Annotated in this window: 21 protein-coding genes and 1 pseudogene; 8 read left to right on the top strand and 14 right to left on the bottom strand. The window is 64.9% G+C overall.

Annotation, left to right across the window (positions count from 1 at the left end):
- Nucleotides 1–70: 70 nt before the first annotated feature.
- From X268_RS11785 to X268_RS11750, 8 genes are all read right to left on the bottom strand, one after another.
- Nucleotides 71–1,240, bottom strand: a complete 1,170-nt coding sequence (locus X268_RS11785) for an acetyl-CoA acetyltransferase (protein ID WP_128925109.1) — start codon at nucleotides 1,238–1,240, stop codon at nucleotides 71–73.
- Nucleotides 1,241–1,300: 60 nt separating this feature from the next.
- On the bottom strand, nucleotides 1,301–1,951 hold the full coding sequence (gene eda / locus X268_RS11780; RefSeq protein ID WP_128925108.1) for a bifunctional 4-hydroxy-2-oxoglutarate aldolase/2-dehydro-3-deoxy-phosphogluconate aldolase: 651 nt from the start codon (nucleotides 1,949–1,951) through the stop codon (nucleotides 1,301–1,303).
- A 38-nt stretch (nucleotides 1,952–1,989) separates the two neighbouring features.
- The gene (locus X268_RS11775; protein WP_128925107.1) at nucleotides 1,990–2,958 is read right to left on the bottom strand and encodes a sugar kinase; all 969 of its coding nucleotides are present in this window, start codon (nucleotides 2,956–2,958) and stop codon (nucleotides 1,990–1,992) included.
- Nucleotides 2,959–2,982: 24 nt separating this feature from the next.
- The gene (denD, locus tag X268_RS11770; RefSeq protein ID WP_128925106.1) at nucleotides 2,983–3,969 is read right to left on the bottom strand and encodes a D-erythronate dehydrogenase; all 987 of its coding nucleotides are present in this window, start codon (nucleotides 3,967–3,969) and stop codon (nucleotides 2,983–2,985) included.
- Nucleotides 3,970–4,036: 67 nt separating this feature from the next.
- On the bottom strand, nucleotides 4,037–4,960 hold the full coding sequence (locus X268_RS11765; RefSeq protein ID WP_128925105.1) for a carbohydrate ABC transporter permease: 924 nt from the start codon (nucleotides 4,958–4,960) through the stop codon (nucleotides 4,037–4,039).
- A gap of 81 nt (nucleotides 4,961–5,041) precedes the next feature.
- The gene (locus tag X268_RS11760) at nucleotides 5,042–5,995 is read right to left on the bottom strand and encodes a carbohydrate ABC transporter permease (RefSeq protein ID WP_128925104.1); all 954 of its coding nucleotides are present in this window, start codon (nucleotides 5,993–5,995) and stop codon (nucleotides 5,042–5,044) included.
- A gap of 64 nt (nucleotides 5,996–6,059) precedes the next feature.
- Nucleotides 6,060–7,379: an ABC transporter substrate-binding protein gene (locus X268_RS11755; protein WP_128925103.1), complete on the bottom strand. Its 1,320-nt coding sequence runs from the start codon at nucleotides 7,377–7,379 to the stop codon at nucleotides 6,060–6,062.
- 51 nt (nucleotides 7,380–7,430) lie between these two features.
- Complete coding sequence (locus X268_RS11750) at nucleotides 7,431–8,498, bottom strand: ABC transporter ATP-binding protein (RefSeq protein WP_128925102.1); 1,068 nt, start codon at nucleotides 8,496–8,498, stop codon at nucleotides 7,431–7,433.
- A 202-nt stretch (nucleotides 8,499–8,700) separates the two neighbouring features.
- Between X268_RS11750 and gntR the strand changes: the two genes are divergently transcribed.
- The 5 genes from gntR (at nucleotide 8,701) to X268_RS11725 (ending at nucleotide 13,800) form a co-directional block, all read left to right on the top strand.
- Entirely contained in the window at nucleotides 8,701–9,801 is a 1,101-nt protein-coding gene (gntR, locus tag X268_RS11745; RefSeq protein WP_128925101.1) for an HTH-type transcriptional regulator GntR, read from the top strand.
- Nucleotides 9,802–9,938: 137 nt separating this feature from the next.
- Nucleotides 9,939–11,768, top strand: coding sequence for an IlvD/Edd family dehydratase (locus X268_RS11740; protein WP_128925100.1), 1,830 nt, complete (start codon nucleotides 9,939–9,941; stop codon nucleotides 11,766–11,768).
- Between the two features lie 136 nt (nucleotides 11,769–11,904).
- Nucleotides 11,905–12,636, top strand: a complete 732-nt coding sequence (locus X268_RS11735) for an SDR family oxidoreductase (RefSeq protein WP_164937676.1) — start codon at nucleotides 11,905–11,907, stop codon at nucleotides 12,634–12,636.
- A 17-nt stretch (nucleotides 12,637–12,653) separates the two neighbouring features.
- Nucleotides 12,654–13,400, top strand: a complete 747-nt coding sequence (locus tag X268_RS11730) for an SDR family NAD(P)-dependent oxidoreductase (protein WP_128925098.1) — start codon at nucleotides 12,654–12,656, stop codon at nucleotides 13,398–13,400.
- 7 nt (nucleotides 13,401–13,407) lie between these two features.
- Nucleotides 13,408–13,800 (top strand): GFA family protein, encoded by a 393-nt coding sequence (locus X268_RS11725; RefSeq protein ID WP_128925097.1) that lies wholly within the window; start codon nucleotides 13,408–13,410, stop codon nucleotides 13,798–13,800.
- 2 nt (nucleotides 13,801–13,802) lie between these two features.
- Here X268_RS11725 and X268_RS11720 read toward each other — a convergent pair whose 3' ends face one another.
- On the bottom strand, nucleotides 13,803–14,714 hold the full coding sequence (locus tag X268_RS11720; protein ID WP_128925096.1) for a DMT family transporter: 912 nt from the start codon (nucleotides 14,712–14,714) through the stop codon (nucleotides 13,803–13,805).
- A gap of 89 nt (nucleotides 14,715–14,803) precedes the next feature.
- Between X268_RS11720 and X268_RS11715 the strand changes: the two genes are divergently transcribed.
- The 3 genes from X268_RS11715 (at nucleotide 14,804) to X268_RS11705 (ending at nucleotide 16,913) form a co-directional block, all read left to right on the top strand.
- Nucleotides 14,804–15,673 (top strand): LysR family transcriptional regulator, encoded by an 870-nt coding sequence (locus tag X268_RS11715; protein WP_128925095.1) that lies wholly within the window; start codon nucleotides 14,804–14,806, stop codon nucleotides 15,671–15,673.
- A gap of 73 nt (nucleotides 15,674–15,746) precedes the next feature.
- Entirely contained in the window at nucleotides 15,747–16,427 is a 681-nt protein-coding gene (locus X268_RS11710; RefSeq protein ID WP_128925094.1) for a site-2 protease family protein, read from the top strand.
- Between the two features lie 63 nt (nucleotides 16,428–16,490).
- Nucleotides 16,491–16,913 carry a type 2 periplasmic-binding domain-containing protein gene (locus X268_RS11705; RefSeq protein WP_128929227.1) on the top strand — a complete coding sequence of 141 codons (423 nt, stop codon included), beginning with the start codon at nucleotides 16,491–16,493 and terminating at the stop codon, nucleotides 16,911–16,913.
- Here the strand turns inward: X268_RS11705 and X268_RS11700 are convergent.
- The 5 genes and pseudogenes from X268_RS11700 to X268_RS11680 all read right to left on the bottom strand — a co-directional run bounded on the left by X268_RS11700 (nucleotide 16,901) and on the right by X268_RS11680 (nucleotide 22,243).
- Nucleotides 16,901–17,719, bottom strand: coding sequence for a TonB family protein (locus X268_RS11700; protein WP_128925093.1), 819 nt, complete (start codon nucleotides 17,717–17,719; stop codon nucleotides 16,901–16,903). The genes X268_RS11705 and X268_RS11700 overlap by 13 nt on opposite strands.
- Nucleotides 17,720–17,730: 11 nt before the next feature.
- Nucleotides 17,731–18,186: a TonB system transport protein ExbD gene (gene exbD / locus X268_RS11695; RefSeq protein ID WP_128925092.1), complete on the bottom strand. Its 456-nt coding sequence runs from the start codon at nucleotides 18,184–18,186 to the stop codon at nucleotides 17,731–17,733.
- Nucleotides 18,187–18,189: 3 nt separating this feature from the next.
- Nucleotides 18,190–19,155 (bottom strand): tonB-system energizer ExbB, encoded by a 966-nt coding sequence (gene exbB / locus X268_RS11690; RefSeq protein WP_128925091.1) that lies wholly within the window; start codon nucleotides 19,153–19,155, stop codon nucleotides 18,190–18,192.
- On the bottom strand, nucleotides 19,152–19,841 hold the full coding sequence (locus X268_RS11685; protein WP_128925090.1) for a Fe2+-dependent dioxygenase: 690 nt from the start codon (nucleotides 19,839–19,841) through the stop codon (nucleotides 19,152–19,154). The genes exbB and X268_RS11685 overlap by 4 nt, the downstream gene beginning before the upstream one ends.
- 2 nt (nucleotides 19,842–19,843) lie before the next feature.
- A pseudogene (locus tag X268_RS11680) lies at nucleotides 19,844–22,243 on the bottom strand (TonB-dependent receptor).
- Nucleotides 22,244–22,328: the final 85 nt, after the last annotated feature.

The following is a 22,328-nucleotide window of genomic DNA, read 5'->3' as shown; positions in this document are numbered from 1 at the left end:
CCGAGAGCGGCCCACCATGATTTAACGCAAAGAAGTGGGCACGGCGCCCGTGCCCACCCAAGGAACCGACCTACTTCAGCGGCTCGAGCACCGAGACGTAGTTCGCGACTGCAGCACCGCCCATGTTGAAGATGCCGCCGAGCTTGGCATTCTTGAGCTGCATGCCCTCGGGCGCCTGGCCCGCGAGCTGCATCGCCGTCATCACGTGCATGGAAACGCCGGTGGCGCCGATCGGATGGCCCTTGGCCTTGAGGCCGCCGGACGGATTGACCGGCAGCTTGCCGTCCTTGAGCGTCCAGCCTTCCTTGATGGCGCGGGCGCCCTGCCCCTTCGGTGTCAGGCCCATCGCTTCGTACTCGATCAGCTCGGCGACCGTGAAGCAGTCATGGGTCTCGACGAAGGAGAGATCGGAAAGCGTGATCCCGGCCTTCTCCAGCGCGCGCTGCCAGGCAACCGTGCAGCCCTCGAACTGGAGGATGTCGCGCTTGGACATCGGCAGGAAGTCCTGGGCGTGCGCGGTGGCGCGGAAGCCGATCGACTTGCTCATGGCCTTGGCGGTCTCGGCGTCGGCCAAGATCAGCGCAGCGGCGCCGTCGGAGACCAGCGAGCAGTCGGTCCGCTTCAAGGGACCGGCGACGTAAGGGTTCTTCTCGCTCTCGGCGCGGCAGAAGTCGAAGCCGAAATCCTTGCGCATCTGGGCGAAGGGATTGGCGACGCCGTTCTTGTGGTTCTTGGCCGCGATCAGCGCCAGCGCATCGGACTGGTCGCCGTATTTCTGGAAGTAGGAACTGGCGATCTTGCCAAACCCCCCGGCGAAGCCGCCGGCGGTGTCGCCGTCCTCGGGCAGGTAGGACGCCTTGAGCAGGTTCTTGCCGATCTCCGCGCTGGGTGTGCGGGTCATCTGCTCGACGCCGACGACCAGCACGATCTTGGCGGCGCCTGCGGCAATCGCGCGCAGGCCCTGGTGCACGGCAGCAGAGCCCGTGGCGCAGGCGTTCTCGACGCGGGTCGCCGGCTTGAAGCGCAGCTTCGGGTCGGCCTGGAGCACCAGCGAGGCGGTAAAATCCTGCGGTGAGAAGCCGGCATTGAAATGGCCGAGCACGATCTCGTCGACGTCGGAGGCCGAAATGCCGGCATCCGCCAGCGCCTCATTGGCGACGCCGGTGACGAGGCTTTCGACGGTTTCGGTGTCGAACTTGCCGAACGGCGTATGCGCCCATCCGACGATGCTGGCGGTCATGGTCTTTTCTCCCTGGGATTTCTCACCTGAGCTAAATCTTAGCCCAGGGATAGCAAGACTTCACGCGGCTTTCAGGGCCTTGAGGGTGCGCTGGCAGATGGCAGTTATGCCAGCCCAGTTCCCGGCCCGGATCTCCGCCGCCGGGCACAGCCAGGACCCGCCGACTGCGACCACGTTGGGTTCGGCGAGCCAGCTCGCCGCATTGGCCTCGCTGATGCCGCCGGTCGGGCAGAACCGTACGTTCGGGAACGGGCCAGCGAGGGCGCGCAGGCCCTTGATGCCGCCGGCCTGCTCGGCCGGGAAGAACTTTGCGACGTCGAAGCCGTGGGCCAGCGCCAGCATCAGCTCGGAGGCCGTGGCGATGCCCGGCGCGAACGGCAAGGAGCTGTGGGCTGCGGCCTTGAGGAGATCGGGGGTCAGGCCGGGGCTGATGCCGAAGGCGACGCCGAGCTTCTCGACCCGGGTGAAATCGGCCGGATTGAGGATCGTGCCGATGCCGACGACCGCCTCGGGCACCTCGGCCATCATCGCCCTCGCCGCCTCGATCGCGACGGGGGTGCGCAGGGTCACCTCCAGCGTGCGGACGCCACCGGCGACCAGCGCGCGCGCCAGCGGCACGGCGTCCTGGATCCGCTCGATGGTGAGAACGGGAATGACGGTCGCGGCCTTGAACAGCGCGGCGAGGTGATTCTGTTGGGCGGTCGTGGTCATAGGGCTCGATTCAGTTGGTCGCGTTGAGTTGGTCGCGTTTACTTGGTGGCCCGGCGAGAGGCGGGCGGCCGGGGCCGTTTCTTCGGCGGCATGGCATAGCCCGGAATGATGGCGCCGGGATAGCAGATCACGACGCTGGCGAGGCGATGCCCGGCCTGGGCGGCTTCGGCCGGATCGGAACCGGCCAGCCGGGCGGCCATGTAGGCCGCGGCAAAGCTGTCGCCGGCCGCCGTGGTGTCCACCACAGGCCTGGTCATGGGCTCGGCGCGGACCTCGTGGGTAGCCCCGGGAAAGCGCAGCAGGCTGACGGGCTCGGCGAGGCGGAACACCAGCTCCGGCGTCGGGATGCGCGACATCAGCTGCTCGTTGCTCTCGCCGGGATAGAGCGCGAGCAGATCCTCGGTCGAAGTCAGCACGATGTCGGCGGCTGCGAACGCCGCGGCAAACACCTCGCGCGCGACGTCGCGGTCCGGCCATCCGCGGGCGCGAAAATTGGTGTCGAACACGAAGCGGGTGCCGAGCAGGCGCGCGCGCTTGATCGCCGCGAACAGGCGATCGCGCCCCGAAGCATCGTAGATCGAGAGCGTGATCGCGGAGAGATAGACAATGTCGTAGCTCGTCAGCGAATTGAGCAGCTCGTCGGTCTCCGGCAAATTCATCAGCTGCCGTGCCGCCGCGCTGTCGCGCCAGTGAAAGAACTGGCGCTCGCCCTTGGCATCTAGCTGGATCATGTAGAGGCCGGGCAGCTTGCCCGCGAGCCGCACGACGCGCCGCGTGCCGACGTTCTCCGCGTTCCAGGCGGCGATCATCTCATCGCTCAGCGCATCGTCACCGAGCGCGGTGAGATAGTCGACCTTGATCTCGAGCCGCGCCAGGTAGACGGCGGTGTTGAGGGTATCGCCGCCGAAGCCGCGCGAGTACAGCCCGCCGCCCTGCCCGGCAGACGCGCCACCTTGCGCCTGCCGAAGCTCGACCATGCATTCGCCGATGCAAGCAACGCTCGCCATCACCAGGGCCCGCTCAGTCAGGGATCAGGCGACGAAATTGCCGCCGAGCTCGTCTTCGATGTGAATGCGGATGATGTCGTCGAAGGTCTTCTCGGCGGTGGTGAAGCCGAGCTCGCGCGACCGCTTGGCGTCGAAATTGCGCGGCCAGCCGCCGACGATGCCGACGATGAAGGGATCGGGCTCCCGCTTGATGCGCGCGGCGACCTTGTCGCCGGCAACCTGCTTCAACGCGGCGATTTGCTCGCCGACGGTCGCCGACAGGCCCGGCATGGTCAGGTTGCGGCGCGGACCGACCGCGGCAAGGTCCATGGTGCCGGCATGGAGCAGGAAGCCGACTGCGGAGCGCGGCGTGGCGTGCCAGTGGCGGACGTCCTCGGACACCGGCAGGATCGCTTCCTTGCCGGCGAGCGGCTCGCGCAGGATGTTGGAGAAAAAGCCCGATGCCGCCTTGTTGGGCAGGCCGGGCCGGATGCAGATGGTCGGCAGGCGGATGCCGATGCCATCGAGGAAGCCGCGGCGGGAATAGTCGGCGAGCAGCAGCTCGCCGATGGCCTTCTGGGTGCCGTAGCTGAGCAGCGGGGTATGGAAGAACTCATCGCCGATCGCATCCGGGAACGGCGCACCGAACACTGCGATCGAGGACGTGAACACCACGCGCGGCTTGTAGCCGCCGCCGACCAGCCTGATCGCGTCGAGCAGCATCCGCGTGCCGTCGAGATTGATGCGGTAGCCCTTGTCGAAATCGAGCTCGGCTTCGCCCGAGACGATCGCAGCCAGATGGAAGATCACGTCGGGGCGGCCGGCGATCAGCTTCTCGGCCGCGCCGGGGATCGCGAAATCGCCCGACACCGTCTCGACCGGGAAACCGGCCTTCTCCGGCTTCTTCGGCTCGACCACGTCATGCATGGTCAGTTTGGTGATGTCGCTCTTGCCGAGCCGGCCGTCGCGCAGCAGCCGTTCACAGAGTTTGCGGCCGACCATGCCGGCGGCGCCGAGAACCAGAATGTGCAAGAGCTCAACTCCTTATTTTATTGGCCGAAGCGCGCCGCTCCTGACGCGCCCTCGGCAAGCCCCGCGATCACTCCTTCACGGCGCCGGTCATTGCCGACACATAATGCTCCACGAAGAAGGCGTAAAGGATGACGAGCGGCAGCGAGCCGGCCAGGGCTCCCGCCATCAGCGACCCCCAGCGGTAGATGTCACCATCCACGAATTCGTTGACGATCGCGACCGGCACCGTCTTGTTGCTGGTCGATTGCAGGAAGGTCAAGGCGTAGATGAACTCGTTCCAGCACAGCGTGAAGCAGAAGATGAAGGCCGAGATCAGGCCGGGAATTGCCAGCGGCAGCACGATCTTGATCAGGATCTGCCAGCGGCTCGCGCCGTCGATCAGCGCGCATTCCTCGAGCTCGAACGGGATGGTCTTGAAATAACCCATCAACAGCCAGGTCGAGAACGGGATCAGGATGGTCGGATAGGTCAGGATCAGCGCCAGCGGCGAGTCGAACAGGCCGTACTGAAACACGACGGTGGCGAGCGGAATGAACAGGATCGACGGCGGCACCAGATAGGCGAGGAAGATCAGCCCGCCGACGAGATTGGCGCCCTTGTAGCGCAAGCGCACGATGGCGTAGGCCGCGAGCACCGATGCGATGATCGAGAGCACCGTGGCGCAGATCGCCACGTACATCGTGTTCCAGAGCCAGTGCGGATAATAGCTCTCGAACAGCAGCTTGTGGAAATGCTTGAAGGTCGGATTCCAGGTCCAGAACGGGTTGTATCTGTCGAGATCGAGCAGCTGCTCGTCCGGCTTCACCGAGGTCAGCGCCATCCAGTAGAACGGAAACAGGAGCACCACGACGATGATCGTCAGCGGCAGGGACAGCGTCACGATCCGGCGCGGCACCGACTGCAGATAGCTCATGCCCTCGCTGTTATCGACGCGCGCGGGCGCCGATATGACGGACTTGAGGTCGACTTTCGAGGCAGGAAGATCAGTCATTGCTCCCTCCCTGTTGCCACTTGCGGCAGCGCGCGCGGGGCTTGCCCCGTTCGCGCAAAGAACATCGAGATAGCACGGGGATCAGTCATTGCTTTCCCCCTGTTGCCACTTGCGGCGCTGCAGACCGAACCACGACACCATGATCGCGGCGAGCAGGAACGGGATCATGGCGCTGGAGATCGCCGCGCCCTCGCCGAGCTGCCCGGCGATGATCGCGCGCTGGTAGGACAGCGTCGCCATCAGATGGGTGGCGTTGACGGGACCGCCGCGCGTCATCGCCCAGATCAGCTGGAAGTCGGTGAAGGTGAACAGCACCGAGAAGGTCATCACGACGGCGATGATCGGCGTCAGCAGCGGATAGGTGATGTAGCGGAAATTCTGCCAGCGCGTGGCGCCGTCGAGCGTTGCAGCCTCATAGAGCGATGGCGACACCGTCTGCAGGCCTGCCAGCAGCGTGATCGCCACGAACGGCACGCCGCGCCAGATGTTGGCGAAGATCACGCAAATGCGGGCCCAGGTCGTGTCGCCGAGGAAGTTGATGTTCTGGTTGATCAGGCCGAGATGCCTCAGCGACCAGGAGATGATGGAGAATTGCGAGTCGAAGATCCACCAGAACGCCAGTGCCGAGAGCACCGTCGGCACGATGAAGGGGATCAGGACCATCGCGCGCAGCATCGCCTTGAACGGCATGTTCTCGTTCAGCAGCAGCGCGAGATAGAGCCCGATCGCGAATTTGAGGGCGCTGGCGACGAAGGTGTAGAGCAGCGTGTTGAACACCGACAGCCAGAAGATGGAATCGTCCCACAGCCACTCATAATTCTCGGTGGCGACGAAGTGCCCGACCCTGCCGATGCGGGTATCGGTGAAGGACAGCCAGATCCCGAGCCCCAGCGGATAGGCCAGGAAAAAGATCAGGAAGGCCATGGCCGGAACCATGAACCAGAAGCCGAGCCAGTTACGGTTGTGTTTGAGCTGGGTCCAGGCGCTGTCCTCGCTGATCTGAGGCTTGGCCCGGGGAATTGCGACATCAGCCATGCCCGATATCCCTGATCGAAATGTTGACGAGCGGGCGGCCGGATGGCCGCCCGCCCCGTGACCGTCAGCGATAGATGCGCTTCAGCTGGCGCTCGGCTTCCGCCATAGCGCCCTTCGCATCCTTGGCGCCGGTGCAGTAATTGGCGAACATGTCGACGACGATGAAGTCGGCGATCGCAGTTGCCGCCTTCTCGCCGACCGTACCGATACCCGAGGCCGGCAGCGTGCGCTTGGAGGCCTGCGAGAACACGGCGTTCTTGGGATCGGCCGTCCAGATCGGCGCCGATTCATAGGCGTTCAAGGTCTGCGTCAGATAGCCCTGCGCGCCGTCCAGCCACTTCTCGTAGTTCTCCTTCTCCAGCATGAAGGCGACGAAGGCCTTCGCCGCGTTCGGATATTTGGTGAAGTTGAAGGCGAGGATCGGCAGCGCAAGCTGCAGCTCGGTCGGCTTGCCGACAGGTCCGACCGGCCAGAGCGCGTGATAGGTGTCCTCGGCGAGCTCCTTCTTGCTCGCATCGGTCTTGGCGGCGACGTAGATCGAGATGCCGTTCGCGGTGCAATAGAGCTCGCCGGCGAGGAACGCCTTGTTGTTGGAGGAATCGTTCCAGGACGCCGTGCCCGGGATGAAGCTGTCGTACAGCGCCTTGCAATATTCCAGCGCCTTCGCCGTCTCCGGCGAGTTGATGATGATCTTGTCGTTCTGGTCGACCGTGTAGGCGCCGTGGCCCCACAGCACCCAGTGCAGCCACGAATTGCCGTCGCCTGAGGCGTGTCCGAGCGCGAAGCCGGCCGGGGTGTTGTTCGCCTTCAGGGCCTTGCACATCTCGAGGAAGCCAGGGAAGTCCTTCGGGAATTCCTTGAAGCCGGCCTTGTCGAGCGCCGACTTGCGGTAGGTCATGTAACCGCCGTTGGTGGCGACGGGAATGCCGAGCCAGTCATTGCCGAGCTTGCAGGTCTTGGCGGCCGCATCGGTCCAGCCGCCGTACTTCTTGCCGAGATAATCGGCGACGTCGTTCATCTTCAGCACTTTGGTGGGGAACAGCTGCGGCAGCGTGTGCAAGCCCCAGGCGAGATCGAGGCCGGAGCCGGTATTGGCGGCAACCGAGGCCTTGGGCTGCACATCCTCAAAGGACTCGCTGAACACGTTCATCTCGGTGCCGGTGGCCGCCTTGAACGCCGCGACCATCGCATTGAACGCATCGTCTTCCGCCGGCACGAAGCGCTTCCACCGCATCACGGTCAGCTTCGCGCCCGGCTCCGCCTTCCAGGGCGCGCTCTGCGCCCAGGCCTTGGCGAAGTCGAACAGTGCCGGCCCGGTGAGCATGCCGGTTGCAGCCAGTGCCGTTCCGCCTTGAAGCAGAGTCCGGCGGGTAAAGTCTCTCATGTCGTCCTCCCTGTGATGCTTTTTATTGTCTAGTCTTAGTCTTGTTTCGCCCTACGCGTTCAGGCGTTTCCCCGTAGCCTCGTCGAACAAGTGCACCAGTGACGGGTCCGGCTTCAGCCGCACCTTGTCGCCCGGGTTGAACTGGTGACGTTCGCGGAAGACCGCGACCACCTGCTCGCCGCCGACCTTGGCAAACCCCTGCGTCTCCGAGCCGGTCGGCTCGACCACGATGATCTCGGCCTCGGCGCCGTCGTCGGCGATGGTGAAATGCTCGGGCCGCACGCCATAGACCGCGGGACGGCCGTCGGACGCCACGGGCGCGGTCTTGAGCGGCAGCTTGACTCCGTTCGGCCCTTCAAAGGTCGCAACGCCGTTGACGCGCACATGCCCCTTCAGGAAGTTCATCGCGGGCGAACCGATGAAGCCGGCGACGAACTGGTTGTCGGGCTTGTCATAGAGCTCGAGCGGCGTGCCCATCTGCTCGACGATGCCGTCATGCATGACGACGATCTTGTCGGCCATGGTCATGGCCTCGATCTGGTCGTGAGTGACGTAGACGGTCGTCGTCTTCAGCCGCTGGTGCAGTTCCTTGATCTCGGTGCGCATGGCGACGCGCAGCTTGGCATCCAGGTTCGACAAGGGCTCGTCGAACAGGAAGACCTGCGGATCACGCACGATGGCGCGGCCCATCGCGACGCGCTGGCGCTGACCGCCGGAGAGCTGGCGCGGATAGCGATCGAGCAGCGGCGACAGCGCGAGGATCTCGGCGGCGCGCTTGACGCGCTTGTTGATCTCGTCGGCGCTCGCGTTCCGCAGCTTCAGCGAGAAGCCCATATTGTCGGCGACGGTCATGTGCGGATAGAGCGCGTAGTTCTGGAATACCATCGCAATGTCCCGCTCCTTCGGCTGGACATTGTTGACGACGCGGTCGCCGATCGAGATCGTGCCGGAAGTGATGTTCTCAAGACCGGCGAGCATGCGCAGAAGCGTCGACTTGCCGCAGCCGGAGGGGCCGACCAGGACCACGAACTGGCCATCTTCGATCGGAATCGTCACGCCGTGCAGGACTTCAAAATTGCCGAACGATTTCCGCACGTCGCGGATTTGCACAGACGACATCTAGCTCCCTCCTCGAAAGTCCACGACGCCTCTAGCGCCGCGACCGTCTTGTTTTTTCAGACTTCGCCGAACGAAGCCCGATCTTAGCGGGCAACATTGTCGGCAGTTTGAGCGGTTTTGGCAATTTGTCTTTGGTTAGTCGTTGCTGGTAGCGCTGTCAACGTTCCTTTGTTTGCGGGACTGACTGTGTTAAGAGCAGCAAATGGGTCGAAAACGCACCAAGTCAGGCAAAATCCGACTGGCGGAAGTCGCCGAGCTTGCCGGCGTCAGCCCGATTACGGCGTCCCGCTTCTTCCGTAATCCCGAAGCCTTGTCGGTCGCCAAGCGGACCCGGGTCGAGAGCGCCGCCAAGGAGCTCGGCTATGTCCCGAACCTTGCGGCCCGCGCGCTGGCCTCGCAACGCACCGAGGTGATCGGTGTCCTGATCCCCTCTCTCACCAACAACGTGTTCTCGGACGTGCTGCGCGGCATCTACGATGCGTCCGAAGGCAGCCGCTACTCGATCCAGCTGTCCAACACGCGCTACAGCATTCTCCAGGAAGAGAAGCTGCTGCGCCTGTTTCTTGCGCAGAAGCCGGCCGGGCTGATCGTCACCGGCATCGACCAGACCGCAGAATCGCGCGCGATGCTGGAGGCCGCCGACTGCCCGATCGTGCAGATCATGGAGATCGGTCCCGATCCGGTCGACATGATGATCGGCTTTTCGCACTACGATGCAGCCCGCGCAGCGGTTGCGCATCTGTTCGAACAGGGCCGCCGCAGAATCGGATTCGTCGGGGCGCGCATGGATCCGCGTGTGCAGCGGCGTCTCGACGGATATGTCTCTGCCATGAAGGACGCCGGACTGTTCGACCAGCGCCTCGTCGTCACGACCGCGACGCCGACCTCGGTGACGCTGGGCGGCGCGCTCTTCACGGATCTGCTGGCGCGGGAGCCCGATCTCGACGCGGTGTTCTGTGCCAATGACGACCTCGCACTCGGCGTTCTGTTCGAATGCCGGCGCCGCGAGATCGCGGTCCCCGACCAGATCGCGATCGTCGGCTTCAACGACCTCGAATTCATGGCGTCCGCCGTCCCTACCCTCACCAGCGTGCGCACCAACCGTTACGAGATGGGCAAGACCGCCGCCGCCATGCTGATCGAGGCGATCGACGGACGGCGCCCGGAGCAGCCGGTGCTCGATCTCGGATTCAAGGTGATCGAGCGGCAAAGCTCGTCGTCGCGCCATGCGGACAGCAGGCCAGCCATTTCGGGTGCGGCTGCCGCGAACAAAATGGTAGCGTTACCAAGTGGCCACGACTAGTATCGGATTTGTGAGGAAACGCCCCGCCAGCGGGCCAGCGATCCATCGTTCGCTCCGTTGGGCGTTGCACAAGCCGACAGCCCAAGACTGATGTAGATGGACGGAACGCCAGTGCGTTTGCATTGCAGGAGAAACCAATGACAAAAAAGCCAACCAATGGGCACGCCCCCGCCAGCACCGGTACGCGACGCCACCTTCGCTCGCAGGAATGGTTCAACAACCCGCATAATCCGGGCATGACCGCGCTCTACATGGAGCGCTACCTCAATTACGGCCTTCCCCGCGCCGAGCTGCAGTCCGGCAAGCCGATCATCGGCATCGCGCAGACCGGCAACGACCTCTCGCCCTGCAACCGCCACCATCTCGAGCTCGCCCATCGCGTCCGCGAGGGCATCCGCGAGGCCGGCGGCATTGCGATGGAATTCCCGACCCATCCGATCCAGGAGACCGGCAAGCGCCCGACCGCGGCGCTCGACCGCAACCTCGCCTATCTCGGCCTCGTCGAGATCCTCTACGGCTACCCGCTCGACGGCGTCGTGCTCACCACCGGCTGCGACAAGACCACGCCGGCCTGCATGATGGCGGCGGCGACCGTGAACCTGCCCGCGATCGTGCTGTCGGGCGGTCCGATGCTCAACGGCTGGCACAATGGCGAGCGCACCGGCTCCGGCACCATCGTCTGGAAATCCCGCGAGCGGCTCGCCGCGGGCGAGATCGACTATGAGGAGTTCATGGAGATCGTGGCCTCCTCCGCGCCCTCGGTCGGCCATTGCAACACCATGGGCACGGCCTCCACCATGAACGGCCTCGCCGAAGCGCTCGGCTTCTCGCTGCCGGGCTGCGCGGCGATTCCGGCCCCCTATCGCGAGCGCGGCCAGATCGCCTACGAGACCGGAAAACGCATCGTCGAGATGGTGTGGGAGGACCTCAAGCCCTCGGACATCCTCACCCGCAAGGCGTTCGAGAACTGCATCGTGATCAACTCCGCGATCGGCGGCTCGACCAACGCACCGATCCACATCAATGCGCTCGCCCGCCACATCGGGGTCGAGCTCACCATCGAGGACTGGCAGAAGGTCGGCCACGACGTGCCGCTCCTGGTCAACATGCAGCCGGCCGGCTTCTATCTCGGCGAGGAATTCCACCGCGCCGGCGGCGTGCCGGCCGTGGTTCGCGAATTGATGAAGCACAAGCGCATCCATGAAGACGCCGTCACCGTCAACGGCCGCGGCATCGGCGAGAACTGCAAGAGCGCCCCGGTCCCCGACAACGACGTGATCTGGGCCTACGACAAGCCGCTGGTGAAGGACGCCGGCTTCCTGGTGCTGAAGGGCAATCTGTTCGATTCCGCGATCATGAAGACCTCAGTGATCTCGAAGGAATTCCGCGACCGCTATCTCAGCAACGCCAAGGACCCGAATGCCTTCGAGGGCCGCGCCATCGTGTTCGAGGGGCCGGAGGATTATCACGAGCGGATCGACGATCCCTCGCTCGACATCGACGAGCGCTGCGTGCTGTTCATCCGCGGCACCGGCCCGATCGGCTACCCCGGCGGCGCCGAGGTCGTGAACATGCAGCCGCCGGCGGCGCTGATCAAGCGCGGCATCCTGTCCCTGCCCTGCATCGGCGACGGCCGCCAGTCCGGCACCTCCGGCTCGCCCTCGATCCTGAACGCCTCGCCGGAAGCCGCCGCCAATGGCGGTCTTGCGATCCTCAAGACCGGCGACAAGGTCCGCATCGACCTCAACAAGGGCAGCGCCAACATCCTGATCTCGGACGAGGAGCTGAAGAAGCGCCACGCCGAGCTGAAGGCCAGCGGCGGCTTCAAGCATCCGCCGAACCAGACGCCGTGGCAGGAGATCTATCGCAACACGGTCGGCCAGCAATCGACCGGCGCCTGCATGGAGCTCGCCACGCGCTACCAGAACGTCGCCGGCACGTTCGGCGTGGCGCGGGACAATCACTGACAACGGTCATTCCGGGGCGCGACGTAGTCGGGAGCCCGGAATCCATTGATCCACCGACGCTGTGGCCCGATCGATTCCGGGTTCGCGCCAAGAGGCGCGCCCCGGAATGACGACAGAAAATTCAAAGGAGAAGAAAATGGCAGACCGCCTCAAGGGAAAGCGCGCCGTCGTCACGGCTGCCGCGGCAGGCATCGGGCGCGCATGCGCCATCGCATTCGCGCGTGAAGGCGCAACCGTCATCGCCACCGACATCAACGAAGCCGGCATCGCTGATCTGACCAAGGAAGGCATCGCCGAGGTCGCGAAGCTCGACGTCCGCAACACCGCCGAGGTCAACGCCTTTGCCAAGCGCATCGGCAAGATCGACATCCTGCTCAACGCCGCCGGCTTCGTGCACCACGGCACCATCCTGGAATGCTCCGAAGAGGACTTTGACTTTTCGTTCGACCTCAACGTCAAGTCGATGCACCGGACCATCAAGGCCTTCCTGCCCGACATGATCGCGGGCGGCGGCGGCAGCATCGTGAACATCTCGTCCTGCGCGGCGCTGCGGCCGCCGGCAAACCGCTACGTCTACAGCTCGTCGAAGGCGGCGGTGTCGCTGCTGTCGCGCGCGGTCGCGCTCGATTTCATCACCAAGGGCATCCGCTGCAACTCGATCTGCCCCGGCACCGTCGAGACGCCCTCGATGCTCGACCGCGCCGCCGCGCAAGGCCCGCAAGGCAAGGAGATGTTCATCTCCCGCCAGAAAATGGGCCGGCTCGGCACCGCCGAGGAGATCGCGGCCCTGGCGGTCTATCTCGGCAGCGACGAAAGCGCCTTCACCACCGGCGTCGATCTCGTCGTCGACGGCGGCTACATGCTCTGACACCAGAGGCACCGGGCATGAACAAGATCGACCTCAACGGCCGCGTCGCAATCGTCACCGGCGGCGCGCAGGGCTTTGGCCGCGCGATCACCGAGCGCTTCGTTGCCTCCGGCGCCAAGGTCGCGATCTGGGATTTCGATGCCGCCTTGGCCGAGAAGACCGCGAAGGAGATCGGCGACAGCGTCCGCGTCTTCAAGGTCGACGTCACCGACACCGCGGCCGTCGAGCGGGCCCGCGATGCGACGCTGGCCGCGTTCGGCAAGATCGACATCCTCGTCAACAATGCCGGCATCGCCGGCGTCAACAAGCCCGTCTGGGAGACCGACCTCGAGGAATGGCGCAAGGTGCTGCGCATCAACCTCGACGGCCCCTTCATCGTCTCAAAGGCGATCGTGCCCATGATGCTCAAGCAGAAATACGGGCGCATCGTGAACATCGCCTCGATCGCCGGCAAGGAGGGCAATCCGAACGCCGCGCACTATTCGGCCTCCAAGGCCGGCCTGATCGCGCTGACGAAGTCGCTCGGCAAGGAGCTCGCCGCACATGACATCCTCGTCAACGCGGTGACACCGGCCGCCGCGAAGACCGCGATCTTCGACCAGATGACGCAGCAGCATATCGACTTCATGCTGTCGAAGATCCCGAAGGCGCGCTTCGTGCTGGTGGAAGAACTCGCCGCGATGGTGGCATGGCTTGCATCCGAAGATTGTGCCTTCTCCACCGGCGCGGTATTCGACATTTCCGGCGGACGCGCGACTTATTGAGGACAGCATGATCCGGGAAGGTGGCTGCCTGTGCGGCGCGGTGCGGTTCAAGGCGGAGGGTGAACCGCTCAACGTCCGCATCTGCCATTGCCGCCTCTGTCAGAAGGCGATGGGCTCGCCTTTCTTCGCCCGGGCGCAGTTCGACCAGCGCGCGCTGACCGTCGAGGGTGACACGGCGCGCTATGCATCGTCCGAGAACATCGACCGCGTGTTCTGCAAGCGCTGCGGCCCCCGCCTGTTCGCGTGGCGGCGCAACGGCACGCTGGCCGGCGTCGCGCTCTCGGTGTTCGACGATCGCAACGCCTTCGCGCCGACCGAGCACATCTGGGTCTCGGAGAAGCCCGCCTGGCTCAAGCTCGACGACGGTCTGACGCAATATCCGGGGACGATCCCGGCCTGATGTCAGACTTGGCCTGACACGGGCGCCCTCGCCATCTGAGCGCGCCGTCCCGTCGTCGTCGCGATCCAGATTCCGGCGAAAACCGCGACGATGCCGGCCGCCAGATTCCAGCGCAGCGGTTCGTTCAGCAGCCAGGCTCCGACCAGCGAGGCCGTGATCGGATTGACCGTCACCGAGATCGCAACGCGCGTCGGTGTCGTACGCTCCAGCGCGAAGGCCCAGAGATAGAAGGTGAGCGCCGCGCCGAAGGCACCGAGATAAGCAGCCGCCAACCATTGCGGCGCGCCGAAGCCGGCAACCGGTGCAAAGCTGCCGCGGACATAGGAGAGCAGGATCAGGCAGACGGCGCCCGCCGCCATGCTCATGGTCGTGAAACCGATCGGGCCGGAGCGCCGGATCAGCGGCTTCGACCAGATGCCGTAGAGCGCCATGCACAGCGCCGCCGCCATCATCAGGAGATCGCCCCGCCAGGCGCCGGATGGCGCGGAGGCCAGGTCGGAGAGCAGCGCGACCGCAACGCCAGCCGTCGCGATCACGACGCCGACCGACTTGCGCCAGGTCAGGGCCTCGACGCCGAGAGCTGCGCCGATCACGAGCGACAACAGCGGAAGGGTCGACAGAGCGAGCGCGCCGCGCGCGGCGGTCGTGAACATCAGCGACGCGTTAAACAGGATCGGGAACAGCGCAAAGAACAGGATGCCGAGCGCGATGGCGGCGGCCCAGTCGCCTCGTTCCGGCCAACGATCGCCGCGCAGCACCGTGAGAGGTAACAGCAGGAGGAAGCCGATGCCGAACCGGAACGAGCCGATCGCCAGCGGATCGATGCTGCCCACGAGATAGCGCGTCGCGCCGATCGAGGTGCCGCCGAGGCCGCTCGACAGCACCGCCGCCAGAACGCCGGAGATCTCGCCCATGCTTGCTCCCTTTGATGCTTTGAAACCAGCATACGAGGCGCGCCCAAACAGGTAATGGAATTTCCGTCATGCCAGGATAAGTTTTCGTCATGACCGCACCCGTTCTCGATCCTGATCTGCTGAAGGCCTTCGCCGCCGTCGCCGAGCATCGCTCCTTCACGCGCGCCGCCATGACGCTCAACCGGACGCAATCCGCGGTCAGCGTCCAGATCAGGCGCCTGGAAGAACGGCTCGGCGCAAAACTGTTCCAACGCACCAGGGCCGGCGTTGCACTGACTGCAGCAGGCGACCAACTCCTCGTCTATGCGAAGCGGCTGCTCGACCTCAATGCAGAGGCCGTCGATGCGCTCTGCGCGCGCAAGCACGAAGCCGTGGTCCGCCTCGGCGTGATGGACGACTACGGCACGATCGTCATTCCGCCATTGCTGGCGCAATTCGCCAGGAGCCGTCCGGAGATCCGGGTCGAGATCGAGACCGGGCTGACCGCGACGATGCCGGCCCGGCTCGGCGAGGCCTACGACCTCGTCATCGCCATGCACCCGGCGGGACGCGGCGACGGCGAGTTGCTGCGACGCGAGCAGGCGGTGTGGGCTGCGGCCGCCTCGTATTCAGTCGGGCCACCGCACGACGCGCTGCCCCTCGCACTCTACCCACCCGGCTGCCTGTTCCGGCAATGGGCCGCGGACGCGCTCGATGCCGCCGGCCGGCCCTGGCGCCTCGCCTTTATCAGCCAGACGCTTGCAGCGGTGGAGGCGATCGCAGCCCAGAGCCTTGCCATCACCGTCGTGAAGGCCGGTGTCCTGCCGCCTCGTCTGCGCGTCCTGTCGGAGCACGACGGCCTGCCGCCGCTGCCGGCCGCGGACATCCGCCTCCATTGCGCGCGTAAGCTGTCGCTCCCGGCGGCGCTGCTGGCGGATCATCTGCGGCGTGGCATTCCGGACCCGGCCACCCTATGTTGAACTGAAGCGTTGCTGCACCGCCGGTTTGGCTGGAACGGCTGCAAGGCCGCGAGCGAACCGGGATCAACGAGCCGTGAACATTTCCTTCTATGACCTCTCCGTCTGGGTGCTGCCGCTGGTGCTCGCCATCACTTTTCACGAGGCTGCGCACGCCTTCGTCGCGGATCGGCTCCGCGACAACACGGCCGCGCAGCTCGGCCGCGTCAGCTTCAATCCCATCAGGCATATCGATCCGTTCGGCACCCTGATCCTCCCGGCGATGCTGCTGTTCGCGCATTCGCCGTTTCTGTTCGGATACGCCAAGCCGGTGCCGGTGAACTTCCGCAAGCTGAACAACCCCAGGCTGGGCATGGTCTGGGTGGCCCTTGCGGGGCCCGTCACCAACATCCTGCTGGCGCTGGCCGCGGCCCTCGCCTTCCACGCCCTGCCCCTCGTGCCGGCCAGCTCGGCGAAATGGGTCGCCGACAACCTCAAGAATGCACTGATCATCAACGCCATCCTTGCCGTCTTCAACATGATGCCGATCCCGCCGCTCGATGGCGGGCGCGTCGCGGTCGGGCTGCTGCCCGGCCCCCTCGCCTTGCCGTTGGCCCGGCTCGAGCCATTCGGGATGCTGATCCTGATCGGCCTGTTGATCCTGCTGCCGCTGGCGGGCTCGCAGTTCGGTCTAAATCTTGATGTTATTTCAGCAATACTGCGGACGTGGACCGGTCATGTGATTCAGGCTGTTCTCTTCCTGACCGGCAATGCGTAGTTGAACAGCGAACCCCGAACACAAGCCGAAGGGCCAGAGGCCGACTTGGTCAAAGCTGCCGATATGCTGATCGCGCGACGCGCCGACACCCGCGCCCGCGCCGATTTCGCCACATGGAAGATGATGGCCAAACTCAATGGGGCGTCCGCCTTGCCTCCGGAGGCCCAGGAGTTCCTGGCGAGCTATCAGAACCTCCTGACACAGGCGAGCGAGGGCGAGGCCACCGAGGCCACCATTGGCGCAATCTACAAGGCCTATTATGCCGAAATGGGCGGCGGAGGAACCGCGCCCGACGTCCGCTCCCGTCCGCCTGAAACGGCGCAGGACAATGTTACCGCCTTCCGCCGCCCGGCACCGGCCCCGAAGCGGTCCGCCTCCTTCCGGGCGGGAGCATTCGCTGGAGCCCAGAAACGGCCGCTGCCGGTGGCGCTGATTTTCGCCTGCCTGGTCGTGGTCTATGTCGCGATCCGACTCTACTGGCGCTGAGCGGCCGTCTTCTTTTTCTTCTCGTCACGCGGCTTGAACTTGATCTCGACGGTGCGCTCGAACCGCTCCTCGGTCAGCTCGTTGGGTGGTACCGGAAACGGATCGGACTTGTGGACCATGGAGATCGCAGCGGCATCGTAAGCGGCATCTCCGGACGATTCCACGACATCGACCGAAATCACGTTGCCTCTCCGGTTTAGCGCGAAGCTCACCTTTGCCGTCTGGTCCTTGGGCTCCTTGCCCTCGGGATTGACTTTGTGCGCTGCAAGATGCGCGCTGATCTTGCGGTTCCAGTCCGCCGTCAGCTTCAGCAGGTCCTTGCCGATGCCAAGCACCGGCGCCATGGCCTTCTCGCCTTCGCGGATGGCGTCTTCGAAAGTCTGCCGATCCGCTGCAACCGACTTCTGGGACGCCTCCATGGCCGGCGTTTCAACCGCGGCCAGCTTCGGCTCGTCGTCCTGTTCCTTCTTCGTCTTGTTCTCGGTAACGAGACGATCGGCCTCCTCGACCTGTTGCGGCCGGTCCTGGGGAAGATCCGACTCCTTCACCTCGGTCTTCTGTTCGGGCAGCGCCGGGCGCTCTTCCGACTCATCCGACTCCGTAGGCGCGAGGGGCAGATTGGACTCTTGAACCGGCGGCGAGGTCATCTCCACCGCGAACTCCGCACCAGCCGCCCCCAGGCCGTCGCCGTCGTCATCGACCCGCAGATGGGCCAGCGCGAGCGCAGCACCACCCAGATGGAGCGCAAGCGCCGCCACCGCCGCCAGGATCCAGAGCTTCCGGGATGGTTTGAGTTCGTCCGACATCGCGCGTCTTCTCAAGGCTGAGCGGCGCCTGCCGCGGGCGCTCCCGGGGCGCCTTCCAGCGCCACCAGCTTCACCCGCGTATAACCACCCGAGCGCAACAGCTCCATGACTCCCATCAACTCCCCATACGGTACCGACTTGTCGGCGCGCAGGAAGACGTACTTGTCCTTGCTCATGTCGGACATCCCGTCGAGCGTCCCGATCAGCTCGGTCCGGTGTACCGGGTTTTCCCCGATCGCAAGCGTCAGATCCGGCTTGATGCTGAGATAGGTCGGCTTGTCCGGCTTCTTCTGCGGCGTCGCGCTCGACGTCGGCAGATCGATCGGCAGATCGACCGTGGAAAGCGGGGCCGCGACCATGAAGATGATCAGCAGAACCAGGATGACGTCGATAAACGGCGTGACGTTGATGTCATGCGTTTCCGAGAAATCGTCGTCGTCGTCATTGTCTGCGAGCGAAACGGCCATGGTTCACTCCGCTGCGCGCGAGTGCACGCTGCCGTGGCTGCGGTCGAGGTCGCGCGAGAGCAGCCGCGCCGCCGCCCCCGAGGCGCGGCTGACGAGCTCGAGATAGCTCTTCGTCACGCGCGAGAAGTGGTTGTAGATGATGACCGCAGGGATCGCCGCGACGAGGCCGATCGCGGTGGCGAGCAGCGCCTCGGCGATGCCGGGCGCGACCACGGCAAGGTTCGTGGTCTGCGACTTCGAGATGCCGATGAAGCTGTTCATGATGCCCCAGACCGTGCCGAACAGGCCGACGAAGGGCGACGTCGAGCCGACGGTCGCAAGCACGCCCATGCCGATCCGGATGCGCCGCGCCTCGGCGCGCACGATCTCGGAGAAGCTGGAGGCCGCGCGCTCCTTGATGCCGGCGTCGCTGGACAGGCCGGCCGACATCCGGGCCTCGCGCAGGGCCGCTGCCAGGAAGGACGGCAGGATGCCCTCCTTGGCGCCGAGCGCCATTTGCGCTTCGGCAAGGGAGCGCGTCTCGGCAATTTTCTTCAATGCCGAACGAAGCTTGGCGGAGGCAACCGAGAGCTCGATCGACTTGGCGATGAAGACGGTCCAGGTCATCAGCGATGCGAAGGCAAGCCCGATCATCACCGCCTTCACGATGACGTCGGCCGACATGAACATGACCCAGGGCGACAATTCCTTCATCGCCGGCGCAATGGCCGCCGCGTCGGGCTTTGCGGTCGTCGAGACAGTGGCCGCGGGGGGCGCCGTCGGAGCGGCCGGAACGGTTGCCGCCGAGGCCGCAGGCGCCGGGGCACCGGGCACTGTCGCCCCGGGCGCCGGGCTGGCCGCAGACGGCTGAGCCGCCGATTGCGCCGGTGCGGGCGCGGTTTGCGTCTGGGCGGCAGCGGGGGATGCGAGCCAGGCGGCCGCCAGCATCGCGGCTGCGGCAAGGCTTGCTTGGAAGGACATGATCTTCATACTTCGGCCCAGTAGCGAATGAGGTTGTGATAGATACCCGTCAATTTGACCGTTTCGGGATCGTCACGCCCGAGCCGTTCCACCAGCGCCTGTATCGCGGTGTCGAGGTCAAAGATCATGCTCCGGGCTTGATCGTCCCGTATCATGCTCTGAAGCCAGAAGAAAGACGCAACCCGCGTTCCCCTGGTCACGGGGGTGACGAGATGGAGGCTGGTCGAGGGATAGAGCACGCAGTCGCCGGCTGGCAACTTCACTTCGTGGGAGCCGTAGGTATCCTCGATCACAAGTTCGCCACCGTCATACTCTTCCGGCTCGGCGAGAAACAGCGTGACCGACAGGTCTGTGCGGATGCGAAGGCCGGTCAGGCGATCGCCCCGGATCGCATTGTCGACATGCAGGCCGAAATGATGGCCGCCGCTCGCCGCATAGCGGTTGAACAACGGCGGGAAGATCTGGAGCGGGATCGCCGCCGCGATGAAGCGCGGGTTGGACGTCAGCGCCGAGATGATGCGGTTGCCGAGCCTGCGCGCGACCTCGCTATCCGCAGGCAATTGCTCGTTGCGCTTGACCATGGCCGACTGCGCGCCGGCAGTCGACCGCCCGTCTTCCCATTCGCTGGCGTCCATGATGCGGCGGAAATCCGCCACATCTTCCTTGCTGAGAACGCCAGGCAAGCACGTCAACATGATCAGAACTTCGCCGTCGTCACGAGGTAGAAGGCCCGTCCCGGCGCGACCGCCACGAAGGGGACGTTGCTGCGGTAGAACGAGTCGTAATAGAGCTTGTTGGTCAGGTTCTGCGCGTAGAACTTCATGGTCCAGTTCTGGTCGATCTTCTTCTCGACGAACGCATCGAAGCGCCAATAGCTCGGCAGCTCGTTGGTGTTGGCCGCAAACGTGCCGCCGTAAACCTTCGAGCGGTACACCGCCTGCCCGCCGAGCTCCCAGCCGCCGTCGAATTTGTACTTGGTCAGCATGCTGAACGACTGGTGGGCGACGTTGGCGAGCTGCAGGCCGATATTCGAGGCGACGCCGCTCTGCGTGACCTTGGACTGCATCAGCACCAGGCCGCCGAAGATGCTCCAGCGATCGGTGATCTTGCCCTCGGCTTCGATGTCGATGCCCTGGATCCTGTAGGCAGCGCCCGACGTCAGCAGGCCATTGACGGTCTCGCGCGCGTTGTCCTTGGTGGTCTGGAACAGCGCGCCGGTCACCAGCAGGTGGCGGTCGGCGAGCTCCCATTTGGTGCCGAGCTCGACCGCCTTGTTGCGCTCCGGCCCGAGCAGGAGGGTCGAGTTGGGGGGAACACCGCCGTAATCGGTGCCGGTCGCGTCAAGCTCCGAACCGAACGGATTGGCCGAGGTCGCATAGGCTGCATAGATGCTGCCGATCGACATCGGCTTTTAGACCAGGCCGACATTGTAGTTCACGAGATCCGCGTTCTGCTTCACGAAGCTCGAATTGTTCGACGCGCTCTGGCTGTAACCGTCGTAGCGCACGCCGCCATTGACGATGATCGTGTCCTGCCAGTTCGCGGTATCCATGACATACACGCTGCTGGTGTTGACGCCGTAGCGCGTCGGGTTTCCGAGCAGCGAGGGAATGCCGAACGGAATGTAGGTGTATTGCGGGGCGTAGAGATTGACCCCGGTCACCGCGCCGGAGCTCGTGAAGGGCGAGCCGGACAGTTCCGACGCAAGGCCGGCATAGCGGTCGATCGAGATGTTCTCGTTGGAATATTCGACGCCGAACACCGCGGTGTGCTTGACCCCGCCGGTGTCGAGCTTGAACGTGGCCTCGTTCTGATTGGCCCACACGTCGACGTTCTGGTAGCGGCTCTGCGCGCTCGCCGTCGTGGTCCAGAGCAGCGGATTGGGACTGGTCGTGATCGGGTTCTGCGGCAGCGTGCCGATGTAGTTGAGCAGCGAATGCTCGCCGCGCACCTTGCTGGTCAGTGTGATGGCATCGTTGACCTTGTACTCGATCGTGCCGGTGCCGAAATCCTGCCGCGCGGTCTGGAAGTCTCGGTTGAGGAAGCCGTACCAGTTTCCGCGCGGGATGCCGGCCGACGTCACCGGCACATTGCCCTGCTTGTAGTAGGGCACGCCGAAGTCAGGATAGCCGCTGAGGTCGGTATGGACGTAGTTGGTCGTGATCTTGAGGTCGGCGGTCGGGGTGTACTTGGTCGAGATGAAAGTGCCCCAGCGATTGTCGGTGACGTGATCGCGTCCGGCGACCTCGGCATCCTGGAACAGGCCGCCGGTGCGCACCGAGAAGGTCGGATCGATCACCTGGTTGACGTCGAGCGTGACGCGCTTGGTCCGATCGGTGCCGAACTCGGTGTCCATGCGCTTGAAGTTGACGTCGCCGGCCTGCTTGGTGACGATGTTGATGGCGCCGCCGGCGGTGCCGCGTCCAGCGTAGGACGATGCCGGCCCGCGCAGGATCTCGATCTGCTCGGTGAAGAAGTTCTCGCGGATGGAAACGGCGGGATCGCGGATGCCGTCGATGAAGACGTCGTTGCGCGCGTCGAAGCCGCGAATGAAGAAGCGGTCGCCGAACGCGTTGCCGCCCTCGCCCGAGCCCAGCGTCACGCCCGCGGTCGAGCGCCCGATCTCCTTCAGCGTCGTCGCGTTCTTGTCCTCGAGCACTTCCTTGCTGAGCACCGTGATGCTCTTGGGCGTGTTCAGCATCTTCTCGGGAAACTTGCCCGAGGCCTGGACGTGGTCGACCTTGTAGGGCGCGGCCGGATCGGCATAGGGATTGCCGTCGGGAGCATCCGACGGCGCAGTCGGCGCCGCCTGCTGGGCCGTCTGCTCGCGCTGCGCGGCGCGACGAATTGCGTTGCGCGCCCGGATCTGCTCCGGCGAGGGCTTCGACGCCGTCGGACGCGGCCGCTCGACAGGCGCGTCGACCGTCACCGGCGGCAGGTTCGACTGCTGCGCCTGCGCCCCACTCGACACCGACGCCACCGCAATCAAGCTTGCAACCGCGGAGACCTTCTTGCCGGAAACGCCCGCGAATTTTTCATCCACCAGATCGAATGCTGCGACCGAACGCAACGACCTCGGTGCCACCACCTGCCCCATTACCCAACGCCCCATCTTCCTGTTCGCTCATTCACTTCGATGAACGATGAGTTGTTGGTATCGGCCGCAAAATAGCGGGTCAATG

The organism is Bradyrhizobium guangxiense (assembly GCF_004114915.1).
GTDB lineage: Bacteria > Pseudomonadota > Alphaproteobacteria > Rhizobiales > Xanthobacteraceae > Bradyrhizobium > Bradyrhizobium guangxiense.
Note: the sequence above shows the minus strand (reverse complement) of the source record. Positions and strands in the feature narration are given on the sequence as shown.

Bases quoted from the DNA above. Each gene is read 5' to 3' on its own strand.
- X268_RS11785 (WP_128925109.1), bottom strand. From the start codon at position 1,240: ATGACCGCCAGCATCGTCGGATGGGCGCATACGCCGTTCGGCAAGTTC.
- eda (WP_128925108.1), bottom strand. From the start codon at position 1,951: ATGACCACGACCGCCCAACAGAATCACCTCGCCGCGCTGTTCAAGGCC.
- X268_RS11775 (WP_128925107.1), bottom strand. From the start codon at position 2,958: ATGGCGAGCGTTGCTTGCATCGGCGAATGCATGGTCGAGCTTCGGCAG.
- X268_RS11765 (WP_128925105.1), bottom strand. From the start codon at position 4,960: ATGACTGATCTTCCTGCCTCGAAAGTCGACCTCAAGTCCGTCATATCG.
- X268_RS11760 (WP_128925104.1), bottom strand. From the start codon at position 5,995: ATGGCTGATGTCGCAATTCCCCGGGCCAAGCCTCAGATCAGCGAGGAC.
- X268_RS11755 (WP_128925103.1), bottom strand. From the start codon at position 7,379: ATGAGAGACTTTACCCGCCGGACTCTGCTTCAAGGCGGAACGGCACTG.
- X268_RS11750 (WP_128925102.1), bottom strand. From the start codon at position 8,498: ATGTCGTCTGTGCAAATCCGCGACGTGCGGAAATCGTTCGGCAATTTT.
- gntR (WP_128925101.1), top strand. From the start codon at position 8,701: ATGGGTCGAAAACGCACCAAGTCAGGCAAAATCCGACTGGCGGAAGTC.
- X268_RS11740 (WP_128925100.1), top strand. From the start codon at position 9,939: ATGACAAAAAAGCCAACCAATGGGCACGCCCCCGCCAGCACCGGTACG.
- X268_RS11735 (WP_164937676.1), top strand. From the start codon at position 11,905: ATGGCAGACCGCCTCAAGGGAAAGCGCGCCGTCGTCACGGCTGCCGCG.
- X268_RS11730 (WP_128925098.1), top strand. From the start codon at position 12,654: ATGAACAAGATCGACCTCAACGGCCGCGTCGCAATCGTCACCGGCGGC.
- X268_RS11725 (WP_128925097.1), top strand. From the start codon at position 13,408: ATGATCCGGGAAGGTGGCTGCCTGTGCGGCGCGGTGCGGTTCAAGGCG.
- X268_RS11720 (WP_128925096.1), bottom strand. From the start codon at position 14,714: ATGGGCGAGATCTCCGGCGTTCTGGCGGCGGTGCTGTCGAGCGGCCTC.
- X268_RS11715 (WP_128925095.1), top strand. From the start codon at position 14,804: ATGACCGCACCCGTTCTCGATCCTGATCTGCTGAAGGCCTTCGCCGCC.
- X268_RS11705 (WP_128929227.1), top strand. From the start codon at position 16,491: ATGCTGATCGCGCGACGCGCCGACACCCGCGCCCGCGCCGATTTCGCC.
- X268_RS11700 (WP_128925093.1), bottom strand. From the start codon at position 17,719: ATGTCGGACGAACTCAAACCATCCCGGAAGCTCTGGATCCTGGCGGCG.
- exbD (WP_128925092.1), bottom strand. From the start codon at position 18,186: ATGGCCGTTTCGCTCGCAGACAATGACGACGACGACGATTTCTCGGAA.
- exbB (WP_128925091.1), bottom strand. From the start codon at position 19,155: ATGAAGATCATGTCCTTCCAAGCAAGCCTTGCCGCAGCCGCGATGCTG.
- X268_RS11685 (WP_128925090.1), bottom strand. From the start codon at position 19,841: ATGTTGACGTGCTTGCCTGGCGTTCTCAGCAAGGAAGATGTGGCGGAT.